24 protein-coding genes and 1 tRNA gene are annotated in these 20957 nt (G+C 68.1%); 11 read left to right on the forward strand and 14 right to left on the reverse strand.

Going from position 1 to position 20957, the window contains the following annotated elements:
- The first annotated feature begins 141 nt into the window (after window positions 1-141).
- The 5 genes from QTI17_RS25090 to QTI17_RS25110 all read left to right on the forward strand — a co-directional run bounded on the left by QTI17_RS25090 (window position 142) and on the right by QTI17_RS25110 (window position 2530).
- Window positions 142-924: an enoyl-CoA hydratase/isomerase family protein gene (locus tag QTI17_RS25090; RefSeq protein WP_286536383.1), complete on the forward strand. Its 783-nt coding sequence runs from the start codon at window positions 142-144 to the stop codon at window positions 922-924.
- On the forward strand, window positions 909-1175 hold the full coding sequence (locus QTI17_RS25095) for a hypothetical protein (protein WP_286536384.1): 267 nt from the start codon (window positions 909-911) through the stop codon (window positions 1173-1175). The genes QTI17_RS25090 and QTI17_RS25095 overlap by 16 nt, the downstream gene beginning before the upstream one ends.
- An 89-nt stretch (window positions 1176-1264) precedes the next feature.
- On the forward strand, window positions 1265-1876 hold the full coding sequence (locus QTI17_RS25100; protein ID WP_286536385.1) for a methyltransferase domain-containing protein: 612 nt from the start codon (window positions 1265-1267) through the stop codon (window positions 1874-1876).
- A gap of 26 nt (window positions 1877-1902) precedes the next feature.
- Window positions 1903-2052 carry a hypothetical protein gene (locus tag QTI17_RS25105; protein ID WP_286536386.1) on the forward strand — a complete coding sequence of 50 codons (150 nt, stop codon included), beginning with the start codon at window positions 1903-1905 and terminating at the stop codon, window positions 2050-2052.
- Window positions 2053-2203: 151 nt separating this feature from the next.
- Window positions 2204-2530: a GYD domain-containing protein gene (locus QTI17_RS25110; RefSeq protein WP_286536387.1), complete on the forward strand. Its 327-nt coding sequence runs from the start codon at window positions 2204-2206 to the stop codon at window positions 2528-2530.
- A 9-nt stretch (window positions 2531-2539) separates the two neighbouring features.
- On the opposite strand, the gene QTI17_RS25115 is transcribed toward QTI17_RS25110, so the two are convergent.
- From QTI17_RS25115 to gltS, 5 genes are read right to left on the reverse strand one after another with little or no spacing between them, the layout of a single operon-like run.
- Complete coding sequence (locus QTI17_RS25115; RefSeq protein ID WP_286536389.1) at window positions 2540-3148, reverse strand: DUF2894 domain-containing protein; 609 nt, start codon at window positions 3146-3148, stop codon at window positions 2540-2542.
- Window positions 3141-3764: an OmpA family protein gene (locus QTI17_RS25120; protein ID WP_478141177.1), complete on the reverse strand. Its 624-nt coding sequence runs from the start codon at window positions 3762-3764 to the stop codon at window positions 3141-3143. Before QTI17_RS25120 ends, QTI17_RS25115 begins: the two co-directional genes overlap by 8 nt.
- A 23-nt stretch (window positions 3765-3787) precedes the next feature.
- Window positions 3788-5878: a DUF802 domain-containing protein gene (locus QTI17_RS25125; protein WP_286536390.1), complete on the reverse strand. Its 2091-nt coding sequence runs from the start codon at window positions 5876-5878 to the stop codon at window positions 3788-3790.
- A 16-nt stretch (window positions 5879-5894) separates the two neighbouring features.
- Window positions 5895-6560: a DUF3348 domain-containing protein gene (locus QTI17_RS25130; protein ID WP_286536391.1), complete on the reverse strand. Its 666-nt coding sequence runs from the start codon at window positions 6558-6560 to the stop codon at window positions 5895-5897.
- Window positions 6561-6613: 53 nt separating this feature from the next.
- Window positions 6614-7828: a sodium/glutamate symporter gene (gene gltS, locus QTI17_RS25135; RefSeq protein WP_286536392.1), complete on the reverse strand. Its 1215-nt coding sequence runs from the start codon at window positions 7826-7828 to the stop codon at window positions 6614-6616.
- A 196-nt stretch (window positions 7829-8024) separates the two neighbouring features.
- On the opposite strand from gltS, the gene QTI17_RS25140 reads away from it, so the two are divergent.
- Together QTI17_RS25140 and QTI17_RS25145 are read left to right on the forward strand one after the other, a co-directional pair.
- Window positions 8025-8447 (forward strand): tripartite tricarboxylate transporter TctB family protein, encoded by a 423-nt coding sequence (locus QTI17_RS25140; RefSeq protein WP_286536394.1) that lies wholly within the window; start codon window positions 8025-8027, stop codon window positions 8445-8447.
- 2 nt (window positions 8448-8449) lie between these two features.
- Window positions 8450-9955: a tripartite tricarboxylate transporter permease gene (locus tag QTI17_RS25145; protein ID WP_286527108.1), complete on the forward strand. Its 1506-nt coding sequence runs from the start codon at window positions 8450-8452 to the stop codon at window positions 9953-9955.
- Between the two features lie 153 nt (window positions 9956-10108).
- Here QTI17_RS25145 and QTI17_RS25150 read toward each other — a convergent pair whose 3' ends face one another.
- The 3 genes from QTI17_RS25150 to QTI17_RS25160 form a co-directional block, all read right to left on the reverse strand.
- The gene (locus tag QTI17_RS25150) at window positions 10109-10426 is read right to left on the reverse strand and encodes a hypothetical protein (protein WP_286527109.1); all 318 of its coding nucleotides are present in this window, start codon (window positions 10424-10426) and stop codon (window positions 10109-10111) included.
- A 424-nt stretch (window positions 10427-10850) separates the two neighbouring features.
- Entirely contained in the window at window positions 10851-11126 is a 276-nt protein-coding gene (locus tag QTI17_RS25155; RefSeq protein WP_286536395.1) for an ATP-binding protein, read from the reverse strand.
- Window positions 11108-11323, reverse strand: coding sequence for a hypothetical protein (locus tag QTI17_RS25160; RefSeq protein ID WP_286536397.1), 216 nt, complete (start codon window positions 11321-11323; stop codon window positions 11108-11110). The genes QTI17_RS25155 and QTI17_RS25160 overlap by 19 nt, the downstream gene beginning before the upstream one ends.
- Before the next feature lie 154 nt (window positions 11324-11477).
- On the opposite strand from QTI17_RS25160, the gene QTI17_RS25165 reads away from it, so the two are divergent.
- Window positions 11478-11951, forward strand: a complete 474-nt coding sequence (locus QTI17_RS25165) for a PH domain-containing protein (RefSeq protein ID WP_286536398.1) — start codon at window positions 11478-11480, stop codon at window positions 11949-11951.
- Window positions 11952-11996: 45 nt separating this feature from the next.
- On the opposite strand, the gene QTI17_RS25170 is transcribed toward QTI17_RS25165, so the two are convergent.
- The 6 genes from QTI17_RS25170 to QTI17_RS25195 all read right to left on the reverse strand — a co-directional run bounded on the left by QTI17_RS25170 (window position 11997) and on the right by QTI17_RS25195 (window position 18585).
- Window positions 11997-12072 (reverse strand) — tRNA-Thr (locus tag QTI17_RS25170).
- Between the two features lie 11 nt (window positions 12073-12083).
- The gene (locus QTI17_RS25175; protein ID WP_286536400.1) at window positions 12084-13094 is read right to left on the reverse strand and encodes a class 1 fructose-bisphosphatase; all 1011 of its coding nucleotides are present in this window, start codon (window positions 13092-13094) and stop codon (window positions 12084-12086) included.
- Between the two features lie 24 nt (window positions 13095-13118).
- The gene (gene pepN / locus QTI17_RS25180; RefSeq protein ID WP_286536401.1) at window positions 13119-15809 is read right to left on the reverse strand and encodes an aminopeptidase N; all 2691 of its coding nucleotides are present in this window, start codon (window positions 15807-15809) and stop codon (window positions 13119-13121) included.
- On the reverse strand, window positions 15796-16482 hold the full coding sequence (locus QTI17_RS25185; RefSeq protein ID WP_286527118.1) for an HAD family hydrolase: 687 nt from the start codon (window positions 16480-16482) through the stop codon (window positions 15796-15798). Before QTI17_RS25185 ends, pepN begins: the two co-directional genes overlap by 14 nt.
- Window positions 16482-17586, reverse strand: a protein-coding gene (gene prfB, locus QTI17_RS25190; RefSeq protein ID WP_286368760.1) for a peptide chain release factor 2 whose coding sequence is annotated in 2 segments (ribosomal slippage) — window positions 16482-17504 and window positions 17506-17586 — 1104 coding nt in all. Because the reading frame shifts where the segments join, the coding sequence is not laid out codon by codon here. Before prfB ends, QTI17_RS25185 begins: the two co-directional genes overlap by 1 nt.
- Before the next feature lie 81 nt (window positions 17587-17667).
- On the reverse strand, window positions 17668-18585 hold the full coding sequence (locus QTI17_RS25195) for an alpha/beta fold hydrolase (RefSeq protein ID WP_286536403.1): 918 nt from the start codon (window positions 18583-18585) through the stop codon (window positions 17668-17670).
- 82 nt (window positions 18586-18667) lie between these two features.
- On the opposite strand from QTI17_RS25195, the gene QTI17_RS25200 reads away from it, so the two are divergent.
- The 3 genes from QTI17_RS25200 (at window position 18668) to plsY (ending at window position 20954) form a co-directional block, all read left to right on the forward strand.
- Window positions 18668-19729: an aldo/keto reductase gene (locus tag QTI17_RS25200; RefSeq protein WP_286536404.1), complete on the forward strand. Its 1062-nt coding sequence runs from the start codon at window positions 18668-18670 to the stop codon at window positions 19727-19729.
- Window positions 19730-19795: 66 nt separating this feature from the next.
- Window positions 19796-20287 (forward strand): aminoacyl-tRNA deacylase, encoded by a 492-nt coding sequence (locus QTI17_RS25205; RefSeq protein ID WP_286536406.1) that lies wholly within the window; start codon window positions 19796-19798, stop codon window positions 20285-20287.
- 34 nt (window positions 20288-20321) lie between these two features.
- A complete protein-coding gene (gene plsY, locus QTI17_RS25210; protein WP_286536408.1) occupies window positions 20322-20954 on the forward strand; it encodes a glycerol-3-phosphate 1-O-acyltransferase PlsY in 633 nt (210 codons plus the stop codon).
- The last annotated feature ends 3 nt before the right edge of the window (window positions 20955-20957 follow it).

Consider the following 20957-nt stretch of genomic DNA (forward strand, 5'->3'; position numbering starts at 1 on the left):
AGCGCAGCGGAGCGAGTTTGCGCGGACCCCGCCTGTCGCGAGCAGCGCAGGGAAGCCCGAAGGGCCGGTGACGTCGGCCGGTCCAGGGCATACCGCCCGCCATCGCCGCCCACAACCGCAACAAATATCGAGGAGACAACAATGACAGAACAGACCCAAGCCGTGCTGCACGAGAAGCGCGACAGAGCCTTCTGGATCACCATCAACCGCCCCGACAAGCGCAACGCGATCAACAAGGACGTGATCGAAGGCATCCGCGAGGGCTACCGCCGTGCCCATGCCGACCCCGAGGTGCGCGTGATCGTGCTCACGGCCGCCGGCGACAAGGCCTTCTGCGCCGGAGGCGACCTGCAGCCCGGCGCGGGCTTCGCCTTCGACCTGTCGCGGCCCAACATCGACTACGCCGACATGCTGCGCGAGGCGCAGGATTCGACCTTGCCGAGCATCGCGCGCATCAATGGCGTCTGCATGGCCGGCGGAATCGGCCTGCTCTGCATGACCGACATGGCGATCGCCGCCGATCATGTGCAGTTCGGCCTGCCCGAGGTCATGATCGGGCTGTTCCCGATGCAGGTGCTGAGCCTGCTGCAGCGCATCGCGCCGCGCCGTACGGTGCGCGAATGGTGCCTGTCGGGCGAACCCTTCGACGCCGTCGAAGCCCAGGCCAACGGCCTGCTCAACCATGTGGTGCCGGCCGCCGAACTCGACGCCAAGACCCAGTGGCTGATCGACCGTCTCGCCAACAAGTCCCCGACCGCGATCCGCCGCGGCAAATACGCGATGCGCGCCCTCGAAGCCATGTCCTTCGACGAAGGCATCGCCTACACCGAGAGCCAGATCGCGCTGCTCGCGATGACCGAGGACGCCAAGGAAGGCCTGGCCTCCTTCAACGAAAAGCGGAGGCCGACGTGGACCGGGCGCTGATCGGCGCGCCCATCAACCGCAGCGCCCGTGCGGTCGGCGTCTTCGTGCCGCTCAACTTTCGCCTGAGCGCCCCCAAACTGGCCTGGAACATCGGCGACGCCAGCATCCACACGCTGGTCGCGGGCGAGGAGCACGTGCCGGTGATCTACACGCTGCCACGGGAACTGAGGCTCGTGGATGCGCTGCCGCGCAATCCGACCCGCAAGTTGCTCAAGGCCAGGCTGCGCACGCCCGCGAAGGAGGGCGCCTGACATGAAAAACCCCCACGCTCACCGCTGCGTGTATCGCTGCCCCCCGAGGGGGCGCTCAGTGCCCTTCGGGCGGCCGGGCGGGCACTGACATGGCCGGCCCCGACGCAGCCTTCTGGCAAGCCCGCTTCGAGACCGGCACCACGCCGTGGGACCGCGGCGGCGCCAGCCCTCAACTTTTGCGATGGCGCGACGAAGGCGTCTTCACGGCTGGCAGCGCCGTGCTGGTGCCCGGCTGCGGCAGCGGCTGGGAAGTGGCAGAGTTGGCGGCGGCCGGTGTCGCCGTCACCGGCCTGGACTACGCTGCGGCGGCGGTCGATCGCAGCAAGCAGCATCTGGCCGAGCGCGGCCTGCAGGCCCAGGTGCTGCAGACCGACGTGCTGCAGTGGTCGCCGACGGCGCCGGTCGATGCGGTCTACGAGCAGACCTGCCTGTGTGCGCTGCATCCCGACCACTGGACCGCCTATGCGGCGCAGCTGCATGCCTGGCTGAAGCCCGGCGGCCGGCTGCTGGCGCTCTTCATGCAGGCCCCCGCGGCGGGTGCGCCCGACGGCTTCGTGACCGGGCCGCCGTACCACTGCGACATCCACGCCATGCGGGCGCTGTTTCCGTCATCGCGCTGGTCCTGGCCCAAGCCGCCCTACGCGCGCGTCGGCCACCCGCTGGGCGCCCACGAACTCGCGCTGGCCCTGACACGCCTCTGAGCAAGGACACCCGCGTCGAAGACTTCATGCAGCAGCATGTCTACCCGGTCGAGAACGCCTGCTACGACGAGGTGCGCGAGAGCAGCCACCCGTACCACACGCCGCAGGTGCTGCAGGCGTTCAAGGCCAAGCGCGTCAAGCCGGCGCTGGAAGCGGCGGGAGCGGCGGCCGCCTGACCCTTGCCCGGCGTTGTCCGTCCTCGCGCAGGCCATTGCATTTCCCGCCCGACGGAGTACAAGAGCCCTCCGGACCGGACGGGGCGCTGGTTCGCCCGGCCGTTCCGACCGGTCTCGCTTCCGCCTCGATTTCAAGGAAATGGAGACGCGTATGCCGACCTACATGACGTGCTTCAGCTACAACACCGAAGGCTGGCAGAAGCTGGCGAAGAACCCCGAGGACCGCAGCGTGCCGGTCAAAGCGCTGATGGAAAAGCTGGGCGGAAAACTGCTCAGCATGTACTACATGGCGGGCGACTACGACGGCTTCATCGTCTACGAGGCGCCCGACGCCAAGGTGGCGGCCACCGCCATCGTCGCGGTCGAGCTCGCGGGCCATATCCGCACCCTCAAGACCTCGCAGCTCTTCACTGTGGCCGAGACGCTGGAGGTGCTGGGCAGCGCCGGCAAGCTGGCCTATCCCGCGCCCAAGGGCTGAGCCCGGCGGTCAACCCGCCGTCTTGCCCCGGGCGGCCTTCCTGGGGCTCTCCGGTGCCGCCGTGGCGGCGCCGGCGCCCGCCTGCTCGAGCCACAGCAGGGTGTCGACATACGCCATGAACCGGTTGAGGTACTCGGGCGACAGGTCGCGCATCAGGGTCAGCGATCGATGCACGAGATGGTGCGAGTTGAGGGGACCGGCGTTTTCCGGCATCTTGGCCAGCGACTGCGTCAGCCGCCGCTCGGCGCTGAGCTTCGCCCAGGTGCCGCGGAAGTAGCCGAGCGTCTTCAACTCGCCGGCCGCCGGGCCGTCGCCCGCGGACGTTGCCTGCCGGGCCACCTGCTCGACCAGCAGCGCGAGCGGGCCACGGCCTGCCGGCAGCTTCGCGGTCGGCGGCGCCGCGTCGCCGTCGGCAGCTTGGGCGGCTGCCAGCGCCGCGCCATAGTCCGCCACCAGCCTGGCGACACGGTCGTCGAGGAGGCGGCGCGCCTCGCCGTCGTGGGCGGCCGAGCGTCCGGCCAGCGCCTCGATGAAATGGAAGCGCACGGGATCGAAGCGGTGGTCGCCGCTTTCGCGCCAGGCGGCGATCCGGGCGCCGGCTTCGCTGTCGCTAGCCACGGGGTCGGGCCTGCGCGTTGGACGGCCTCGGCGTGGGCGACATCTCGACGCGGCGGTTTTTCGACCGGCCATCGGCATCGGCGTTCGACGCCACCGCCTGCTCGGAGCCGAAGGCCGCGGCGAACACCGAGGAAGAGGGCAGGCCTTCTTCGATCAGCGCCCGTGTCACCGTCAGGGAGCGCTGGGCCGACAGCTCCCAGTTGTCGGCGAAGCGGCGCGCACCGTCGCGCATCTGGCGGTCGTCGGTGAAGCCGCTCACCATCAGGATCTCGTCGCGGGCCCGTAGGTAGGCGGCCAGCGGGGCGGTCAGGCTGCGCAGCAGCTGCCGGCCCTCGGGCTGCAGCTCGGCCGAGTTGAAGGCGAACAGCACGCTGCCGCTGATGCCGATGCGCCCGTTGTTCAACGTCACGCGGCCAGCGGCCAGGGGGCCGGCCAGGGCCTGTTCGAGCGTCTGCAGCCGTTGCGCGGCTTCCTGCCGCTGCTTGACCTCGGCTTCGAGCTGGCTCGCGAGATCGATCTGCATGCCGAGCACGCAGACCAGGATCAGCACGAAGGCGCCCAGCAGCCCCGACATCAGGTCGCCGAAGACGGCCCACACCGGCACCGTCGGCTCCATGCCGCCGTCGAGCTCTTCGGTCGTCACGCTTCGCTGCCTTCGGTGGCGCGCTGGCTGGCGATGCGCTGCAGGTCTTCGACGATCTGCTTCTGCGACATGATGCTCAGGTCGATGACCTCGCGCGCCTGTGCCACGTAGTACTCCAGCTGCTCGTCGCTGCGTGCGATCGACTTGCTGAGCGCGCCTTCGACGCGCTGCAGGTGGGACGCCAGCTTGTCGTTCGACTGGCTGAACAGCTGCACCCCGGCGCCGAAGGCCTCGCCCAGGCTCGCCACCTCGACCGCGCTGCCGGTGACCTGGGCGGCGGCGCCGGCCATCTTGCCGGCTTCGGCGTCGACCGTTTCGGCGAAGCGCGTGCCGACGCGCTCCAGCAGGTCGGCCGAGGTGGCGACCAGGGCGTCGATCGCGCCGCGCTGTTCGGTGGACGCATGGTTCACCGCACCCAGCAGCGTGTCGAGCGTCGCCAGGATGCGGCTGCGTTCGTCGAGCATCGCGTTGTCGCGCGCCATGCTGTCGGACAGCTTCTGGCGCAGCTCGGCGATCACTTCGGCGGCGGCGCGAGGGGCTTCGGCGGCGGTCTGCATGAGCCCGGCGATCTCGGCGATCGTGCCCTTCGCGTGCGCTTCGGTCTGCGCCGAGATCTCGCGCGCGGTCTCGGCCAGGGTCCGGCAGATGGCCTGCTGCTGGTGCTCGCTGCGGGCGCCGGCCTGCTGCCATTCCTGCTGCAGCGCGGCGGCCATGGCCTCCAGCGCCTGGGTCCAGGCCGCGAGCCGCTGCTGGTCGCGCGAGGCGATCTCCGCCTGCAGCCCTGCATGCGCCTGGGCGACCGTGCCCAGCAGCGAAGCCGCGTGCTGCTCGAAGGTGGCCGACGCCGCTGCGAGCGCGCCCTGCGTGTCGTCCGACAGCTTTTCGCTCACGCGCTGCTGTTGCGCCAGGGCGCCGCTCCAGCCCTCCGACAACTGGCCGACCGTGCTTTCCAGCCGGCCGGAGACGCTGTTGACGAGCGCGGCCGAGCGTTGTTCGAAGGTCTGGGCGAAGCGGTCGAGCGCAGCGCGCAGGTCTTGGGACTGCGCCTCGCTGGTGCGCTGCTGCCCGGCGAGTGCGCCCTGCCAGAGTTCGGCTACGGTGGCGGTGCTGGCCTCGAAACGGGTCGACAGCCCGTCGAGCTGCCGCTGCACGCTGTGCTCGACCGTCTGGTGCAGCGCGGCCGCCTCGCGGGCGATCCCGGCCATGGTGGCCTCGACCACCGGCTGGATCGTGGCGCTGGCGGCGCGCGCGCTTTCGATCAGGCTCTGCTCCAGCGAGCGGCCGACCGTGGCGGCGAGGCCGGCATAGGCGGTCTCGGCCTTGCCGTGGAATGTGTCCTGGCTGGCGGCGAGCCGTTCATGCAGGGCCTGGCTCTGGCGCTCCATCGTCGCCATCATGGCCTGCAGCCGGTCGACCAGCTGGGGCATCGCCTCGCTCTGCCGCTGCAGCAGCTGGAAGGATTGCTCGCGCTGATGGACCTGCGAGAAGACCCGCAGGCTGGTCGCGATCCGCGTGTCGAGCCGCTGGCCGGCCTGCAGCCGGTCGCGGCGGCACAAGGCAGACAGGAGGCCCAGCATCGCCGACGCCGCCACACCCGCGAGCGAGGTGCCGAAGGCCAGTCCCAGGCCCTTCACCGGGGCCGCCAGCGAGGAGCGGATGGCCTGCAGGTCCGACGCACTCTCCAGCGCCGTCCCGGTGCCGCTCAGGGTCACCACCATGCCGAGGAAGGTGCCGAGCATGCCGAGCAGCACCAGCAGGCCCGTGAGGTAGGGCGTCAGGGCCGGGCCGGGCAGGGCGGCGCGTTCGCCTTCGACCCGCAGGCGCACCGCGTTCTGCAGCGAAGGGTGGAGCGTGTCCAGCCACGGCCCCAGGCTCGCCGGCGGCGCCGACAGGCCCGCCACGGCGTTCGCCAGGGTGGCGGTGGCCTGGTGGTAGCGGCGCAGCTCCAGCGCGCCGATCACATAGAAGGCGCCGATCAGCAGCGTGATCGCCAGCGCCAGCGGGTTCGAGCCGATGTAGCCGGCACCCACCCAGCACACGGCGGCGAGGCCGACGAAGAAGGCGGCGTAGTGAAGAAATCTGGTCATGAAGGCCTGTCAGCGGTCAGCTCTTGCGAAGGGCGTCGAGCAGCCCTTCGATCGGTTGCAATCGAATATCCAGTTCGGCCAGCAGCACGCCCTGCATGTCGCGGCAGAAAACGTCCAGCCAGGCGCCGGGTGCGGCGCCGCCGTCGCTTTCGTCGGCCGGCCGCTCGGCCGCCTGGCGCAGGCGCTCGAAGTGCTTTTCGAGCAGCCCGGGCACGGTCGCCAGCAGGCGGTGCTCCTGCGACCCGAGCACCTGCTCCATGACCACGTCCAGCGCGGCCAGCCGGGCCATTTCGGGCGACGCGGACGCGAGCTTGGCGCGCAGCCGGCCGCGCAGGGGACCGATGGCGGTCTCCATGGCCTGTTGCCGGGCGAGGTAGCGTCGACGGTGCGATGCGAAGTCGGACGCAAAGGCGCCGCGTTCGGCGATGGCTTTCGCCAATGCCGCCCGCACGCCATCGACTTCGGGTCGTTCGGCGTCGGCCGGGCCGCGCGCGCGCCTTGGCGTCGCCGCCGGACTGCCATCCAGCGCCGCCGAGAGCGAAATCGCGTCGGTCCAGCCGAACCACTGACTCAAGCGGTCCGCGAAGCCCTGGCGGGATTCGGGATGCGTGATGTCGGTCAGTCGAGCGAGCAAGCGAACCAGCGCCGAGTCGGTGAAACCTGTGCGCCTTGACACTTGCACCTACTGGAAAAACCGCCGATTTTACATCGGTGCCCGCAAAGCGGGTCCCCACATCAGCCCGCCATGAGCCCGATGACGACGGCGTTGACCAGGTCGATGAAGAAGCCGCAGACCAGCGGCACCACGATGAAGGCGCGCGGCGCGGCGCCGTGTTCGCGGGTCACGGCGCTCATGTTGGCGATGGCCGTGGCGGTGGAGCCGAGCGCGATGCCGCCGAAGCCGGCCGAGACCACCGCCGCCTCGTAGTCGCGCCCCATGCAGAGAAAGACCACGAACACGGCGAAGGCGATCGCCATCAGGATCTGCAGCGACACGGCCGTCAGCACGAAGACCGCCACGCCATGCATCTGCCACAGCTGCAGCCCCATCAGGGCCATGGTCAGGAAGACGCCGAGGCAGATGTCCGAGAGCAGCGCCACGCCGGCCTGCATGCGCTCCCAGTGCCACAGCTGGCCCTTCTGCTTGGTGAACAGCGCGCTGACGTTGCGCAGCACGATGCCGGCGATCAGGGCGCCGACGAAGCCCGGCAGCCGCAGGCGGGTCAGCGCGATGGCGTCGCTGACGATGCGGCCCAGGATCAGCGCCAAGTTGAGCCAGAGCAGCGCCAGCAGCACGCTGTTGTAGTCCAGGCGGCTGCGGTTCTCGTCCTCGTAGTGGGCGCCGGCCGGCAGCGCCGCTTCGGCCGACGACTTGAGCCGGTGTCGGCGCATCAGCCAGGCGGCGATCGGGCCGCCGATCGCGCAGGCCGAGATCAGGCCCGCCATGTTGCTGGCCAGGCCGATGGCCTCGGCGTTGGCGATGCCCAGCTGCACGAAATGCGGCGCCCAGGCCAGCGTCGTGCCGACGCCGCCGGTGAGCGACACCGAGCCGGTCAGCAGCCCGGCGCGGCGGTCGAGCCCGAAGCCGCTGGCCACCGCCATGCCGGCCAGGTTCTGCAGCACCATGAAGCCGGTGGCCAGCGCGACCAGGATCACCAGCGGCCGGCCGCCCTGGCGCAAGGTCCGTACGTCGGAGCCGAGCCCGATGGCGGCGAAGAAATAGAGCAGCAGCACGTCGCGCACCCCGAGCTGGAAGTCCACCTTGAGCCCGAGCACCAGGTAGAGCGTGCTGACCACCACGATGCTGACCAGCCCGCCGATGACCGGCTCGGGAATGCTGTAGCGGCGCAGCAGCTCGAAGCGGCGAGTGCAGGCCTTGCCGACGAACAACAACAGGATCGCCAGCGTGAAGCTGACGTAGGCGTCGAGGTGCAGGTCGTGTTGCAGCAAGGCGGTGGTTCCGGTGATGGGGAGGGGGCGCCGGCCAGAGCATAACGGCCTGGTTACGTAATTCCCCTCACCCGGGCGTCAGATTCCGATCAGCGAGCAGGAAACAACATCGGGTTGTCCCAGCAACCCTGCATGGGGCGGAAGGCGGTCCGGCAGCGGGCCGCTTTCACGACCGGAAACAAACCATCTTGCGCGTATGAATAGAAATCTAGTCCGAGGCCTGTTCCTCGTGGCGATCTCGCTGGCCTTCGGCCTGCAGGCGCTGCGATATCCCATTGGTGACTTCAGCCGCGCGGGGCCGGGATTGTTTCCCGCCATGGTGAGCGGCATCCTGCTCGTGATCGGCGCGGCGACCGTGGTCCGCTCGTTCTTCGTCGAGCGCGTGCGGCTCAGCATCAACTTCAGGAACATCGCGATCATCCTGGGCAGCCTCTGCGGCCTGGCGCTGCTCTCGACCTACGTGAACATGATCGCCGGGATCGTCTTCATGGTGTTCTTCTCCGCCTTGGCCAGCAGTTCCGGTTATTCGTGGGTGCGCAACGTCAAGGTGTCCCTCGGGCTGGTCGCGATGGCCCTGGCTCTCCAGAAACTTCTCGGCCTGAACCTGCCGCTCTACTGACCATGGATGCCTTGAACAACCTGGCGTTTGGGTTTTCCCACGCCCTGACCCTCTCGAACCTGATGTACTGCGCCATCGGCTGCACGGTGGGCACGCTGGTCGGCCTGCTGCCCGGCCTGGGGCCGCTGGCCACCATCAGCCTGCTGCTGCCGCTGACCTATTCGATCCCGACCACCGGTGCGCTCATCATGCTGGCCGGCATCTACTACGGGGCGCAGTACGGCGACAGCGTGAGCGCGATCACGATGAAGATCCCGCACGCCAGCAGTATCGTGGCCTGTATCGACGGCTATGCGATGACGCTCAAGGGTCAGACCGGCCTGGCGCTGTTCACGGCGGGGTTTTCCAGCTTCATCGGCGGCACGGTCGCCATCCTGGTGCTGACCTTCCTGGCGCCCATGCTGGGCGAGGTGGCCTTCCTGTTCGGGCCCGCCGACTACGTCGCCATGATGCTGGTCGGCTTCGTGTGCGTGAGCTTCGTCACCACCGGCAGCCTGCTCAACGGGCTGGCCATGTGCATGATCGGCGTGCTGCTCGGCACCATCGGCACCGACGTCAACAGCGGCGCGCAGCGCTTCACGATGGACATGCCCTTCCTGGTCGACGGCGTCGGCATCGTCAGCATCGCGCTGGGCTGCTTCGGCATCGCCGAAATCACCAAGAACCTCGATTCGCGTGAAGAGCGTTCGCCCTTCAACGGCAAGATCAACCTGATCCCGACCTGGTCGGAGTTCAAGCGGATCATCCCGAGCGCCCTGCGCGGCAGCGTGGTCGGGTCCTTCCTGGGCATCCTGCCGGGCGGCGGGCCGACCATCGCGCAGTTCGCGGCCTACGCGATCGACAAGAAGGTCAGCAAGTACAAGAACGAAATCGGCACCGGTTGCATCGAGGGTGTGGCCGGCCAGGCCGCGGCCGACGAAGCGGCAGCGCGCACCAGCTTCATCCCGCTGATGAGCATCGGCATCCCCGAGAACGCCGTCATGGCGCTGATGCTGGCGGCCTTCATCATCAAGGGCATCCAGCCGGGCCCGAACATGATCGCCAGCCACCCCGAACTGTTCTGGGGCCTGGTGGCCAGCATGTGGATCGGCAACGTCTTCCTGCTGGTGCTGAACGTGCCGCTGGTGCGCTACTGGCTGTCGGTGTTCAAGATCCCGTACGCCGTGCTGTTCCCGTCGATCCTGTTCTTCTGCTGTATCGGCACCTACAGCGTCAACAACAACCTCGAGGACATCTACATCACGGCGGCCTTCGGCTTCCTGGGCTACATGTTCATGCGGCTGGAGCTCGATGCGGCGCCCTTGATGCTCGGCTTCATCCTCGGGCCGATGCTGGAAGAGAACTTCCGCCGCGCGCTGCTGATCAGCCGGGGCAGCTTCGGCACCTTCGTCACGCGGCCGATCAGCGGCACCCTGCTGAGCCTGATCGCGGTGTTCATCGTCTGGCAGCTGCTGGCCTTCGGCCTCAAGGTCTGGAGGCGCAACGCGCCGCAGGCGCAGGCGGCCTGAGCCAGCTGCACGGCGGCCCGGTGCGCTGCTGTTTTGGCAGGCACCGTGTCGCAGGCCGCGCCAGTCAACGATTCCGCTCGCAATCCGGGCGGTTTTCCCCAAGGTTGTCCCCCGCTGGCAGGGAGAACTTCGGGGCTTCGGCGTTTCTGGCACCTAGTCCAAAGAGATGTTCCGGTACTCGGCCAGCATCGTGCGGCGGAACTCGGTCACCGGGATGACGCGCTCGCCAAGATCCGGAAAAAGGGCGCGGACATAGGATTTCTCGCGAATCCAGCAGCCATTCGAAGTGCCGCCGTCCCTGAAGGTCAGGTAGCACACGCGGCGAGGGGCCGGACAGCCCTGCTCGGCGTCGGTCAGCTGCAGCATCTGGAACGGGTTGCTTTCAGTCACGAACAGCACGTCTGGTTGCACGTCGCAGCCAAGAAGAGGGGTGCAGAGGGTGACGACTGCCATGATGGACAACGTCTTCATGCCTGCCTTCCTGGACGCTTTCGGGAGCTTCAATTGAGCTCTTTAGTATTACCTACGTCAACTCCCAAAGAGGGGGTGACACGGGCATGTCCGGGGCCCGCGACGGGCCGCGGCAGGTGAGTTGCCGCTCGCATCCCGCTGTGGAAAAGATCGAGACGACGCACCAAGCTGGCGTGCCGCATTTTTTCGGCCGGACGCACCGAAGGTGTGCTCTTCCCAATGAGCGAGGCCATTGTGCACTGCACCAAAACACGAAAGTCAAGGCCCTGTTTTCCCCTTGGGCGGTGCATGACTCTGTGGATAACCGAGTGGGCAACCGGTCGGAGCCGCATCCTGCTTGGGCTCCATTGCGATGCTCATGGAACGGGCAGTCGGCGGCGGCGGCCAGGTTTATTTGCCGGCTCGGCGGCCGCGCCTCGCCGACTCAGTGGCTGGCTTCGGGGGATGGGCTCTCGCCCTTGCGCATGGTGATCACATGGAACGGACAGGCGACGGCACAGTCGCTGCAGCCCGTGCACCGAAGTGCGTCGTGCAGCACGGCGTGCTTCTTCCATTGCGCGACCTCGAAGCTGAGCAGGTGGGAGTCGCAGGCGGCGACGCACCAGCCGCAGCCGGTGCAGCGCGAGATGTCGATGGCGGGCGTCCAGCCGGGGCGGGGGCGCCCGGCGGGCCGGTGCGGCGTCACCAGAATCGCCACCACGGCCGACGGCGCAGGCGCAACGCCAGCGGGCGGGTATCGAGCCGGTCGAGGATGCTGGCGGCCGCGCCGAATCGGCTCTCGGGGTCGCCGGGCGAGCCCGTCGCCGTCCGGGTCCGGTCGTCCACAGGCATGCCGTCGCGCGGCTGGCGGGTCGGCGCGGGGGCATTGCTGGCAGGGAGGGCGCCATAGTCGGTCATGGGGCTGATTCTGGCGGTATTCGGGCTTGGGGTGCGCGGCGGAGGGAAAAGCCCGTCGGCGGCGTGGGCGGGATTTTGCTGATTGCTACCATCCCGCTATCGAGTTCGCGGCGCGTCGCGCCGCCGGACCGCGGATGTGAAGGGAGGGAGATTGATGACGAGCAAGACGCCAACGCCGCCCGGCATCGCGCCGCGCAGCGCTGCGAAAGGCCGGGACGTGTATCCGACACGGGTCGATGCCTGGCTGGTCGTGCTGGTCGCAGCGGCCATCGCGATGTGCTTCATTCAAGCCTGGAGCCTGCTGGCCTCGTCGGCCGGACAGGCGCTCGCCGCCTTTGCGATCGGCGTGTTCACCTTGGGCGCGGTGCTGGCGCTGACCGTGCCGTGCCGGTACACGCTGGAGGCGGATCACCTGCTCATTCGATGCGGAATCATCAGGCGGCGCATTCCCTTCGCGAAGATCGACCGCATCGAAACGAGCTGGAGCCCGCTTTCTGCGCCTGCCTTGTCCTTGCGCCGGGTCAGGATCGGCTATGGGCGGTCGTTTCAGCTGGTGTCGCCGCGGGAGCGGGATCGGTTCATCGAGGCACTGAGGGAGCGTGTGGCTGGGGCGGGCCGGCATTGCTGAAAGCAAAAAAGCCCGCCGTCTTTCGACAGCGGGCTTCTTCACGTTTGGTGCCGGAGAGATGAATCGAACACCCGACCTTCTCATTACGAATGAGCTGCTCTACCGACTGAGCTACACCGGCTAAGCCTTCGATTATAGCGGATCGTGATAGCTGGTCAGCCGCTCGACCTCGTTTTTCGACCCCAACACAACAGCCACGCGCTCATGCAGCTTGGTCGGCTGCAGGTCCATGATGCGCTGGCGACCGTTGGTCGACGCGCCGCCGGCCTGCTCGACCAGCCAGCTCATCGGGTTGGCCTCGTACATCAGGCGCAGCTTGCCGGCCTTCTCGGGTTCGCGCTTGTCCCAGGGGTACATGAAGACGCCGCCGCGCATCAGGATGCGGTGCACGTCGGCCACCATGCTGGCGATCCAGCGCATGTTGAAGTCCTTGCCGCGCGGACCATCTTTCCCCGCCAGGCATTCGTCGATGTAGCGCTTCACCGGGGCGTCCCAGTGGCGCATGTTGCTCATGTTGATCGCGAATTCCTTGGTGTCGGCTGGGATCTGGATGTCCTCTTGCGTCAGCATGAAGGAACCCTGCTCGCGGTCGAGCGTGAACATCGCCACGCCGGCGCCCACGGTCAGCACCAGCGTGGTCTGCGGGCCGTAGATGCAGTAGCCGGCCGCCACCTGCTTGGCGCCGGCCTGCAGGAAGTCGGCCTCCTGCACGCCGGGCGTGTCGTCGGGCTTCTTCAACACGCTGAAGATGGTGCCGATGCTGACGTTGACGTCGATGTTGCTCGAGCCGTCGAGCGGGTCGAACAGCAGCAGGTATTCGCCCTGCGGGTAGCGGTTGGGCACCACGTGGATGCTTTCCATCTCCTCGCTGGCCATGGCCGCCAGGTGGCCGCCCCATTCGTTGGCCTCGATCAGCACCTCGTTGGCGATGATGTCGAGCTTCTTCTGGATCTCGCCCTGCACGTTCTCGCTCTCGGCCGTGCCGAGCACGCCGCCGAGCGCGCCCTTGTTGACGGCCTGGCTGATGCTCTTGCAGGCGCGCGCCACCACTTCGAGCAACAGGCGCAACTGGCCGGGGATCAGGCCGTCGGCGCGTTGCTGCTCGACCAGGTAGCGGGTGAGGGATATCTTGGATTGGGCCATGAAGTTCTTCGGGTCCTTGCGGGTTCAGATCGACAGCGCGCGGGTGACCACCTCGTGCGTGTCCTTGCTCAGGTCGGGCCGCGCGGCGACGCGGGCGATCGCCTCGCGGGCGGCGCTGCGGTAGGGCTCGGCCAGCTTGCTCCAGCGATCGAGAGCGCGCGCCAGGCGGGCCGCGACCTGCGGGTTGATGGCATCGAGCTCGATCACGCGGTCGCTCCAGAACACATAGCCGGCGGCGTCGGGGCGGTGCAGGGCGCCGGGGTTGGCGCTGCAGTAGCTGAAGATCACGCTGCGGGCGCGGTTCGGGTTCTTGATCGAGAAGTCCGGGTGCTTCATGAGCTGCTTGACCAGCGGCAGGATGTCGCCGCCGCGGTCCGGCGCGCCGGCCTGAAGCGAGAACCACTTGTCGATCACCAGGGCCTCGTTCTTGAAGATCTCGTGGAAGCGCGCCAGCGCCTGCGCCGCCAGCGCATGGCCCGACGACACCAGCGCGCTGAGCGCATTGAAGCGGTCGGTCATGTTGCCCGCGTCCTTGAAGCGCTGCAGCGTCTTGCCCGGCCACACGTTGTCGCCCGAGGCCCGCGCCGCCAGACACAGGTGGGTGAGGGCGATGCCCGCCAGCGCCCGGCGGCCCGAGGAGACCGGGTCGGGTGTGTAGGCGCCGGTGTCTCGGTTCTGCTCGTAGGCCTGCTCCCAATCGGCGAACAGCGCGGTGGCGAGCTGCGCCCGCATGGCTTCGCGCACCGCGTGCACGCGCTGCGGGTCGACCACGTCGAGCTGCTCCGCGATGTAGGTCTCGGAGGGCAGGGTGAGCACCAGTTCCTTGAAGGCGGCGTCGAGCTGCGGATGGCGCAGCACGCTGCGCATCGCGTCGACGAAGGCCTCGTCCAGCGGCTGCTCCCCGGCGAGGGCCGGCTCGTTGATCGCGCGGATCGCCGCCCGCAGCGCCAGGCGCTGGCCGGCTTCCCAGCGGTTGAACGGGTCGGGGTCGTTGGCCAGCAAGGTGAGCAGCTGGGCGTCCGAGTAGGCGTAGTCGAGGATCACCGGCGCGCTGAAGCCGCGCAGGATCGACGGCACCGGCTCGGCATCGAGGCCGACGAAGGTGTACTGCTCGCCGGCGCGCGTGAGCACCAGGGTGCGGGTGCCCGGCGTGGCCTCGGCCTCGCCTTCGAGCTGTACCGGCAGCTCGCGGCCGTCGGCGCCCAGCAGGCCCAGGTTGACCGGGAGCACGAACGGATCCTTGGTCGCCTGGCCCGGGGTGGGCGGGCAGCTCTGCACGAAGCTCAGGGTGTAGCTGCGCGAGGCGGCGTCGTACACGCCGTGGGCCGCGAGGCGCGGCGTGCCGGCCTGGCTGTACCAGCGCTTGAACTGCGGCAGCAGGCGCGCCAGCTCGGTGTCGGGGTTGGCATCGGCGATGGCCTGCGCGAAGTCGTCGCAGGTCACGGCCTGGCCGTCGTGGCGCTCGAAGTACAGCGTGATGCCGCGCTCGAAGCCCTTGCGGCCGACCAGCGTCTGCATCATGCGCACCACCTCGGCACCCTTCTCGTAGATGGTGACGGTGTAGAAGTTGCTGATCTCGATGTAGCTGTCGGGCCGCACCGGATGCGCCATCGGGCCGGCATCTTCCGGGAACTGGGCGGTGCGCAGCACGCGCACGTCCTCGATGCGCTTGACCGCGCGCGCTGACGCATCGGCGCACAGGTCCTGGCTGAACTCCTGGTCGCGGAAGACCGTCAGGCCTTCCTTGAGCGACAGCTGGAACCAGTCGCGGCAGGTGACGCGGTCGCCGCTCCAGTTGTGGAAATACTCGTGGCCGACCACGCTCTCGATGTTGCTGTAGTCGGCATCGGTCGCGGTGGCCTGGTTGGCCAGGACGTACTTCGTGTTGAAGATGTTCAGGCCCTTGTTCTCCATCGCGCCCATGTTGAAGTCGCTGGTGGCGACGATCATGAAGCGGTCGAGGTCGAGCGGCAGGCCGAAGCGGGCCTCGTCCCACAGCACCGAGTTGATCAGCGAGTTCATCGCATGCTCGGTCTTGTCGAGGTCGCCGGCGCGCACATACACCTGCAGCAGGTGTTCGCGGCCGTTGCGGGCCTTGATGTGCTGTTCGCGCGCCACCAGCTTGCCCGCGACCAGCGCGAACAGGTAGCTGGGCTTGCGGAACGGGTCGACCCACTTGGCGAAGTGGCGGCCCTCGGGCAGGTCGCCGTGCTCGACCAGGTTGCCGTTCGACAGCAGCACCGGGTAGGCGGCCTTGGTGGCGCGCAAGGTCACCGTGTAGCTGGCCATCACGTCCGGGCGGTCGAGGAAGTAGGTGATGCGGCGGAAGCCCTCGGCCTCGCACTGCGTGAAGAAGGTGTCCTCGCTCACGAACAGGCCCATGAGCTTGGTGTTCTTGACCGGGCAGCAGGTGGTGAAGATCTCCAGCTCGAAGGCGTCGGGCAGGCTGTCGATCACCAACTGGTCGGCCTCCATGCGGAACGAGGCGCCCTGGCCGTCGACCAGCACGCGGGCCAGGTTGAGTTCGTCGCCGTCGAGGCGCAGCGGCTCGGGCGCGACCTCGGGGTTGCGGCGCAGACGCATGCGGTTGAGGACCCGGGTCTTGGCCGGGTCGAGGTCGAAGGTCAGCTCGACCGTGTCGATCCAGTAGGCCGGCGCGCTGTAGTCCTCGCGACGGATCGCGATCGGTTGGCCTTGGGCATCACGCAGCAGCATCGAGTGTCTCCAGGAAGTTTGAGTTGGCTAGTTCGTTGTAGTCACGCACGGCCGCGATCACGTGCGGCCCCGCGAGTTCGCTGGCGCTGTGGGTGGTGCAGACCGCCACCGCCAGCATGCCGCCGCGGCGGGCGGCCTCGATGCCGAAAGGCGCGTCCTCGAACACGATGCAGCGCGATGGCGCGACGCCGATGCGGCGTGCGGCTTCGAGAAAGATGGCCGGCTGCGGCTTGCCGGGCAGGCCCTCGTCGCCGCCGACGATCGCCAGCGGCGCGGGGTCCGGACGCAGGTGGGACATCGTGAAGGCGATGTTGTGCTTGTCGCCGGCGGTGCCGACCGCGACCTTCAGCCCACGCGCGACCGCGGCCCGGTTGAAGGCGCCGAAGCCCGGCACTTCGCGGAAATGGGCGCCGAAGAGCTCGCGGTAGATCGATTCCTTGTGGTGGGTGATCTCGGCGCTCTCGGCCTCGCTCACCTCGCGGCCCATGAGCTCGCAGGCGCACTCGAAGGCAGTGCGGCCGGTGGTCTGCCGCATGAACTTCGGGATGTCGATCTCGACCCCATGGCGGATGCCGTACTCGATCCATGCCTTGGCGTGCCAGGGCATGGAGTCGACCATGGTGCCGTCCATGTCGAAGATCAGGGCTTCCACCTTGCGGGTCGCGGCCTGCATCAGACGCCCTGCTTCAAGGACGCTTCGATGAAGGCATCGAGATCGCCGTCCAGCACCTTCTGCGTCGCCGAGATCTCGACGTTGGTGCGCAGGTCCTTGATGCGGCTGTTGTCCAGCACGTAGCTGCGGATCTGGTGGCCCCAGCCGACGTCGGTCTTGCTGTCTTCCAGCTTCTGCTGCTCTTCCTGGCGCTTGCGCATCTCGTGGTCGTACAGGCGCGAGCGCAGCCGCTTCCAGGCGACGTCGCGGTTGCTGTGCTGGCTGCGGCCGTCCTGGCACTGCACCACGATGCCGGTCGGGATGTGCGTCAGCCGCACCGCCGAGTCGGTCTTGTTGATGTGCTGGCCACCGGCGCCGCTGGCGCGGAAGGTGTCGGTGCGCACGTCCGACGGATTGATGTCGATCTCGATCGAGTCGTCGATTTCCGGGTAGACGAAGATGCTCGCGAAGCTGGTGTGGCGGCCGCCCGAGGAGTCGAAGGGCGACTTGCGCACCAGCCGGTGCACGCCGGTCTCGGTGCGCAGCAGGCCGAAGGCGTAGTCGCCCTCGACCTTGATGGTCGCGCCTTTGATGCCCGCGGTATCGCCCGGGGTCTCGTCCTCGATCTGGGTCTTGAAGCCCTTGCGCTCGGCGTACTTCAGGTACTGGCGCAGCAGCATGCTGGCCCAGTCGCAGGCCTCGGTGCCGCCGGCGCCGGCCTGGATGTCGACGAAGGCGTTCAGCGGATCGGCCGGGTTGTTGAACATCCGGCGGAACTCGAGCTGCTTGATGTCGGCTTCGAGCTTGGCGGCGTCATCGGCGATCGCCTGCAGGCCGTCCATGTCGCCGTCTTCCTTCGACATCTCGAACAGCTCGGTGTTGTCCGCGAGGCCGCTGGTGAGCCGGTCGAGCGTGACCACGACGTCGTCGAGCGCCTTCTTTTCCTTGCCCAGCTCCTGGGCCTTCTTGGGGTCGTTCCAGACGTTCGGGTCTTCGAGCGACGCGTTGACTGTCCTCAGTCGTTCAGCTTTGGCATCGTAGTCAAAGATACCTCCGTAAATCGACCGTGCGGGCGCTCAGGTCCGCGAGAGTTGCGCCGATTTGGTTGATTTGCTCTGCATCCATGGGGTGTCCTGACGGTGTTCGGGGGAAACCGCGTATTTTCTCATGCCCGGCATGGCCGGGTCCGGGGCAGGGGGAGCGCGCTCAGGCGGCGGTGAATTCTTCGATCAGGCGGGCCACGGCGGCGGGCTGGTCGTGGTGCAGCATGTGGCCGGCGTCCTCGACCCGCGCGATGCGGGCGTCGGGCACGCTTTTCAGGCGCTCGTGGTACTCGTCCAGCGTGTAGCGGCCCTTCCACCATCGGCCCAGGCTGTCGTCCGACGCCTCGACCGCCAGCAGCGGGGCCCGGATGGCGGCGTACAGCGCCAGCATCTCGTCGACCCGGAACAGGTTGGCGTTGATGATCTTGTGGGCCGGGTCGCCGAGGATCTCCCAGCGCTGCTCGCCCTCGGCGGTCGGCCGCGCCGCCGACCAATGGGCGGCCAGCCAGTCGGCCTTGTCCTGGCTGAGGCGCGGGTTGGTCTTCATGAGCCGGCGCGCCACGCCGTCGACCGCCGGGTAGGCGGCCAGCGCCATTTCGCCGCGGTGCAGGCGCTTGATCTCGTCGATCCACTTGCCGAAGCGCTCGGGCGCCTGCTCGGGCTTCAGGACCGGCATGCCGAAGCCTTCGAGGTTGACCAGCCGACGCACGCGCTGCGGCCGGACGCCGGCGTACTGCATGACCGCGTTGCCGCCCATGCTGTGGCCGACCAGGTCGACCGGGGTGTCGCCGGCGTAGTGGTCCAGCAGCCAGTCGAGATCGGCCAGGTAGTCCGGCATCCAGTAGTTGTCGACCGTCCCGCCGTCGGTGAGTCCGAAGCCGCGCCAGTCGGCGGCCACCACGAAGCGGTCTTCGGCCAGCGCGTCGACCACGAACTGCCAGGAGGCCGCGACGTCCATCCAGCCGTGCATCATGACCAGCGGCGGCCGGTCGGCCGATGGCCGGCCCCACAGGCGCACGTGGTAGCTCAGGTGGCGGACCGGGACGAATTCGCTGCGGGAGGGGCGGAGGGCTTGGTACATCGAATCCGATGATAAGGACCCCGGGCGGGCGGCGCAGTCGACTGCAAGACAGGCGTTGCATCCACCCTGTAGCATTTCGGCCATGCAAAAAATCCAACTCGGTCAGAGCGACCTCCATGTCACGCCGATCTGCCTCGGCACCATGACCTTCGGCGAGCAGGTGGACGAGCCCACCGCCCACGCGATCCTCGATCGTTCCCTGGAACGCGGCGTCGACTTCATCGATACCGCCGAGATGTACGCGGTGCCGGCGCGCAAGGAGACCTTCGGCGCCACCGAAACCATCATCGGGAACTGGTTCGAGAAAAACCCGGGAGCGCGCCAGAAACTCGTGCTGGCGACCAAGGTCGCGGGCCCGTCGCGTGGCATGCCGTGGGTGCGCGAGGGCAGCGGCATGACGCCGGCCGACATCGCCGCCTCCTGCGAAGCCAGCCTCAAGCGCCTGAAGACCGACGTCATCGACCTCTACCAGATCCACTGGCCCGAGCGCCATGTGCCGGCCTTCGGCCAGCTCTACTACGACCCGAAGCGGGAGACCTCGACCACCCCGATCCACGACCAGCTCGAAGCGCTGGGCAAGCTGGTCAAGGCCGGCAAGGTGCGCGCGATCGGCCTGTCGAACGAGACGCCCTATGGCGTGCACGAATTCGTGCGCCTGGCCGAACAGCACGGCCTGCCGCGCGTGGCGACTGTGCAGAACGTCTACTGCCTGATCAGCCGCGCGGCCGAGAACGGGCTCGACGAGACCATGCACCGCCTGGGCGTGTCGCTGCTGGCCTATTCGCCGCTGGCCTTCGGCCTCCTGACCGGCAAGTACGACCTGGGCGGCACCGAGGGACCGGACGCGCCGAGGGGCGCCCGCATCTCGAGCTACGAATCGGTGCGCAAGCAGCGCTGGGGCCGTCCCGATGCGCTGAAGGCGGCGCGTCGCTACAACGCGCTGGCCCGCGACCACGGCCTGACGCCCGTGCAGATGGCACTGGCCTTCTGCTACACCAAATGGCAGGTCGCGAGCACCATCATCGGCGTCACGTCGGTGGCCCAGCTGAACGAAGACCTGGACGCCTGGGGCACCACGCTGTCGCCGGAGCTGCTGGCCGAGATCGACAAGATTCGGTGGGAAATGCGGGATCCTGCTTCCTGAGGCCTTGCGGGACAGACCAAGAAACTGCGCAGCAGTTTTTGCTCTGTCCTCAACTGACTAGAAATCGTGGCCAAGAAGACGCACGTCTCCGAAACCCCCGCCACCCAGCTGCTGCGGGCGAACGGCATCGCCTTCACCGAGCACCCCTACGAGTACCTCGAGCATGGCGGCGCACAGCACAGTGCCGAGGTGCTCGGCCTCGACCCCTTCACGGTGGTCAAGACGCTGGTCATGCAGGACCAGGACGCCAAGCCGCTGATCGTGCTGATGCACGGCAACCGCACGGTGTCGACCAAGAACCTGGCGCGCCAGATCGGCGCCAAATCGATCGAGCCCTGCAAGCCCGAGGTCGCGAACCGCCACAGCGGCTACCTGGTCGGCGGCACCTCGCCCTTCGGCACGCGGCGCGCGATGCCGGTCTACATCGAGTCGACCATCCTCGACTTGCCGCGCATCGCGATCAACGGCGGACGGCGCGGCTATCTCGTGGGCATCGACCCGCAGGTGTGCCTCCAGTTGCTCGGCGCCCAGCCGGTGCAGTGCGCGCTGGCAGAATAGCCGGCTGCCTCGAACGGAGGCGCCCGGAGAAACCGTGAGTTCCTACATCCCCTCGTTGATCGCGATCGTCCTGTCCTACTTGGTCGGCTCGCTCTCGTTTGCCGTGATCGTCAGCAAGTCGCTCGGCATGGCCGACCCGCGCAGCTATGGCAGCAAGAACCCGGGTGCGACCAACGTGCTGCGCTCGGGCAACAAGGGCGCCGCGCTCGCGACCCTGCTGCTCGACGCGCTCAAGGGCTGGCTGCCGGTGTTCCTGATCCACCACTTCGGCGCCGCCCTGGGCCTGGGCGCGGGCACCGCCGCGGTGGCCGGCCTGGCGGCCTTCCTGGGCCACCTCTATCCGGTGTTCTTCGGTTTCCAGGGCGGCAAGGGGGTGGCGACCGCCGCCGGTGCGTTGGTCGGCATCGAGCCGCTGCTGGGCCTGGCGACCGGCGTCACCTGGCTGATCATCGCGGTCTTCTTCCGCTACTCGTCGCTGGCTTCCATCGTGGCCGCGTTCTTCGCGCCGGCCTACTACCTCATCGGCGGCCAGATCGCCTGGCCGCTCGACCTCGCGGTGCTGCTGGTGCTGGTGTCGATCAGCCTGCTGCTGGTCTGGCGCCACCGGGAGAACATCCGCCGACTGGCGGCCGGTACCGAGTCCAGGCTCGGTTCGAAGAAAACATAGCAA

The sequence above is a fragment of the Variovorax sp. J31P179 genome, from assembly GCF_030316985.1.
Lineage (GTDB): Bacteria > Pseudomonadota > Gammaproteobacteria > Burkholderiales > Burkholderiaceae_C > Variovorax > Variovorax ginsengisoli_B.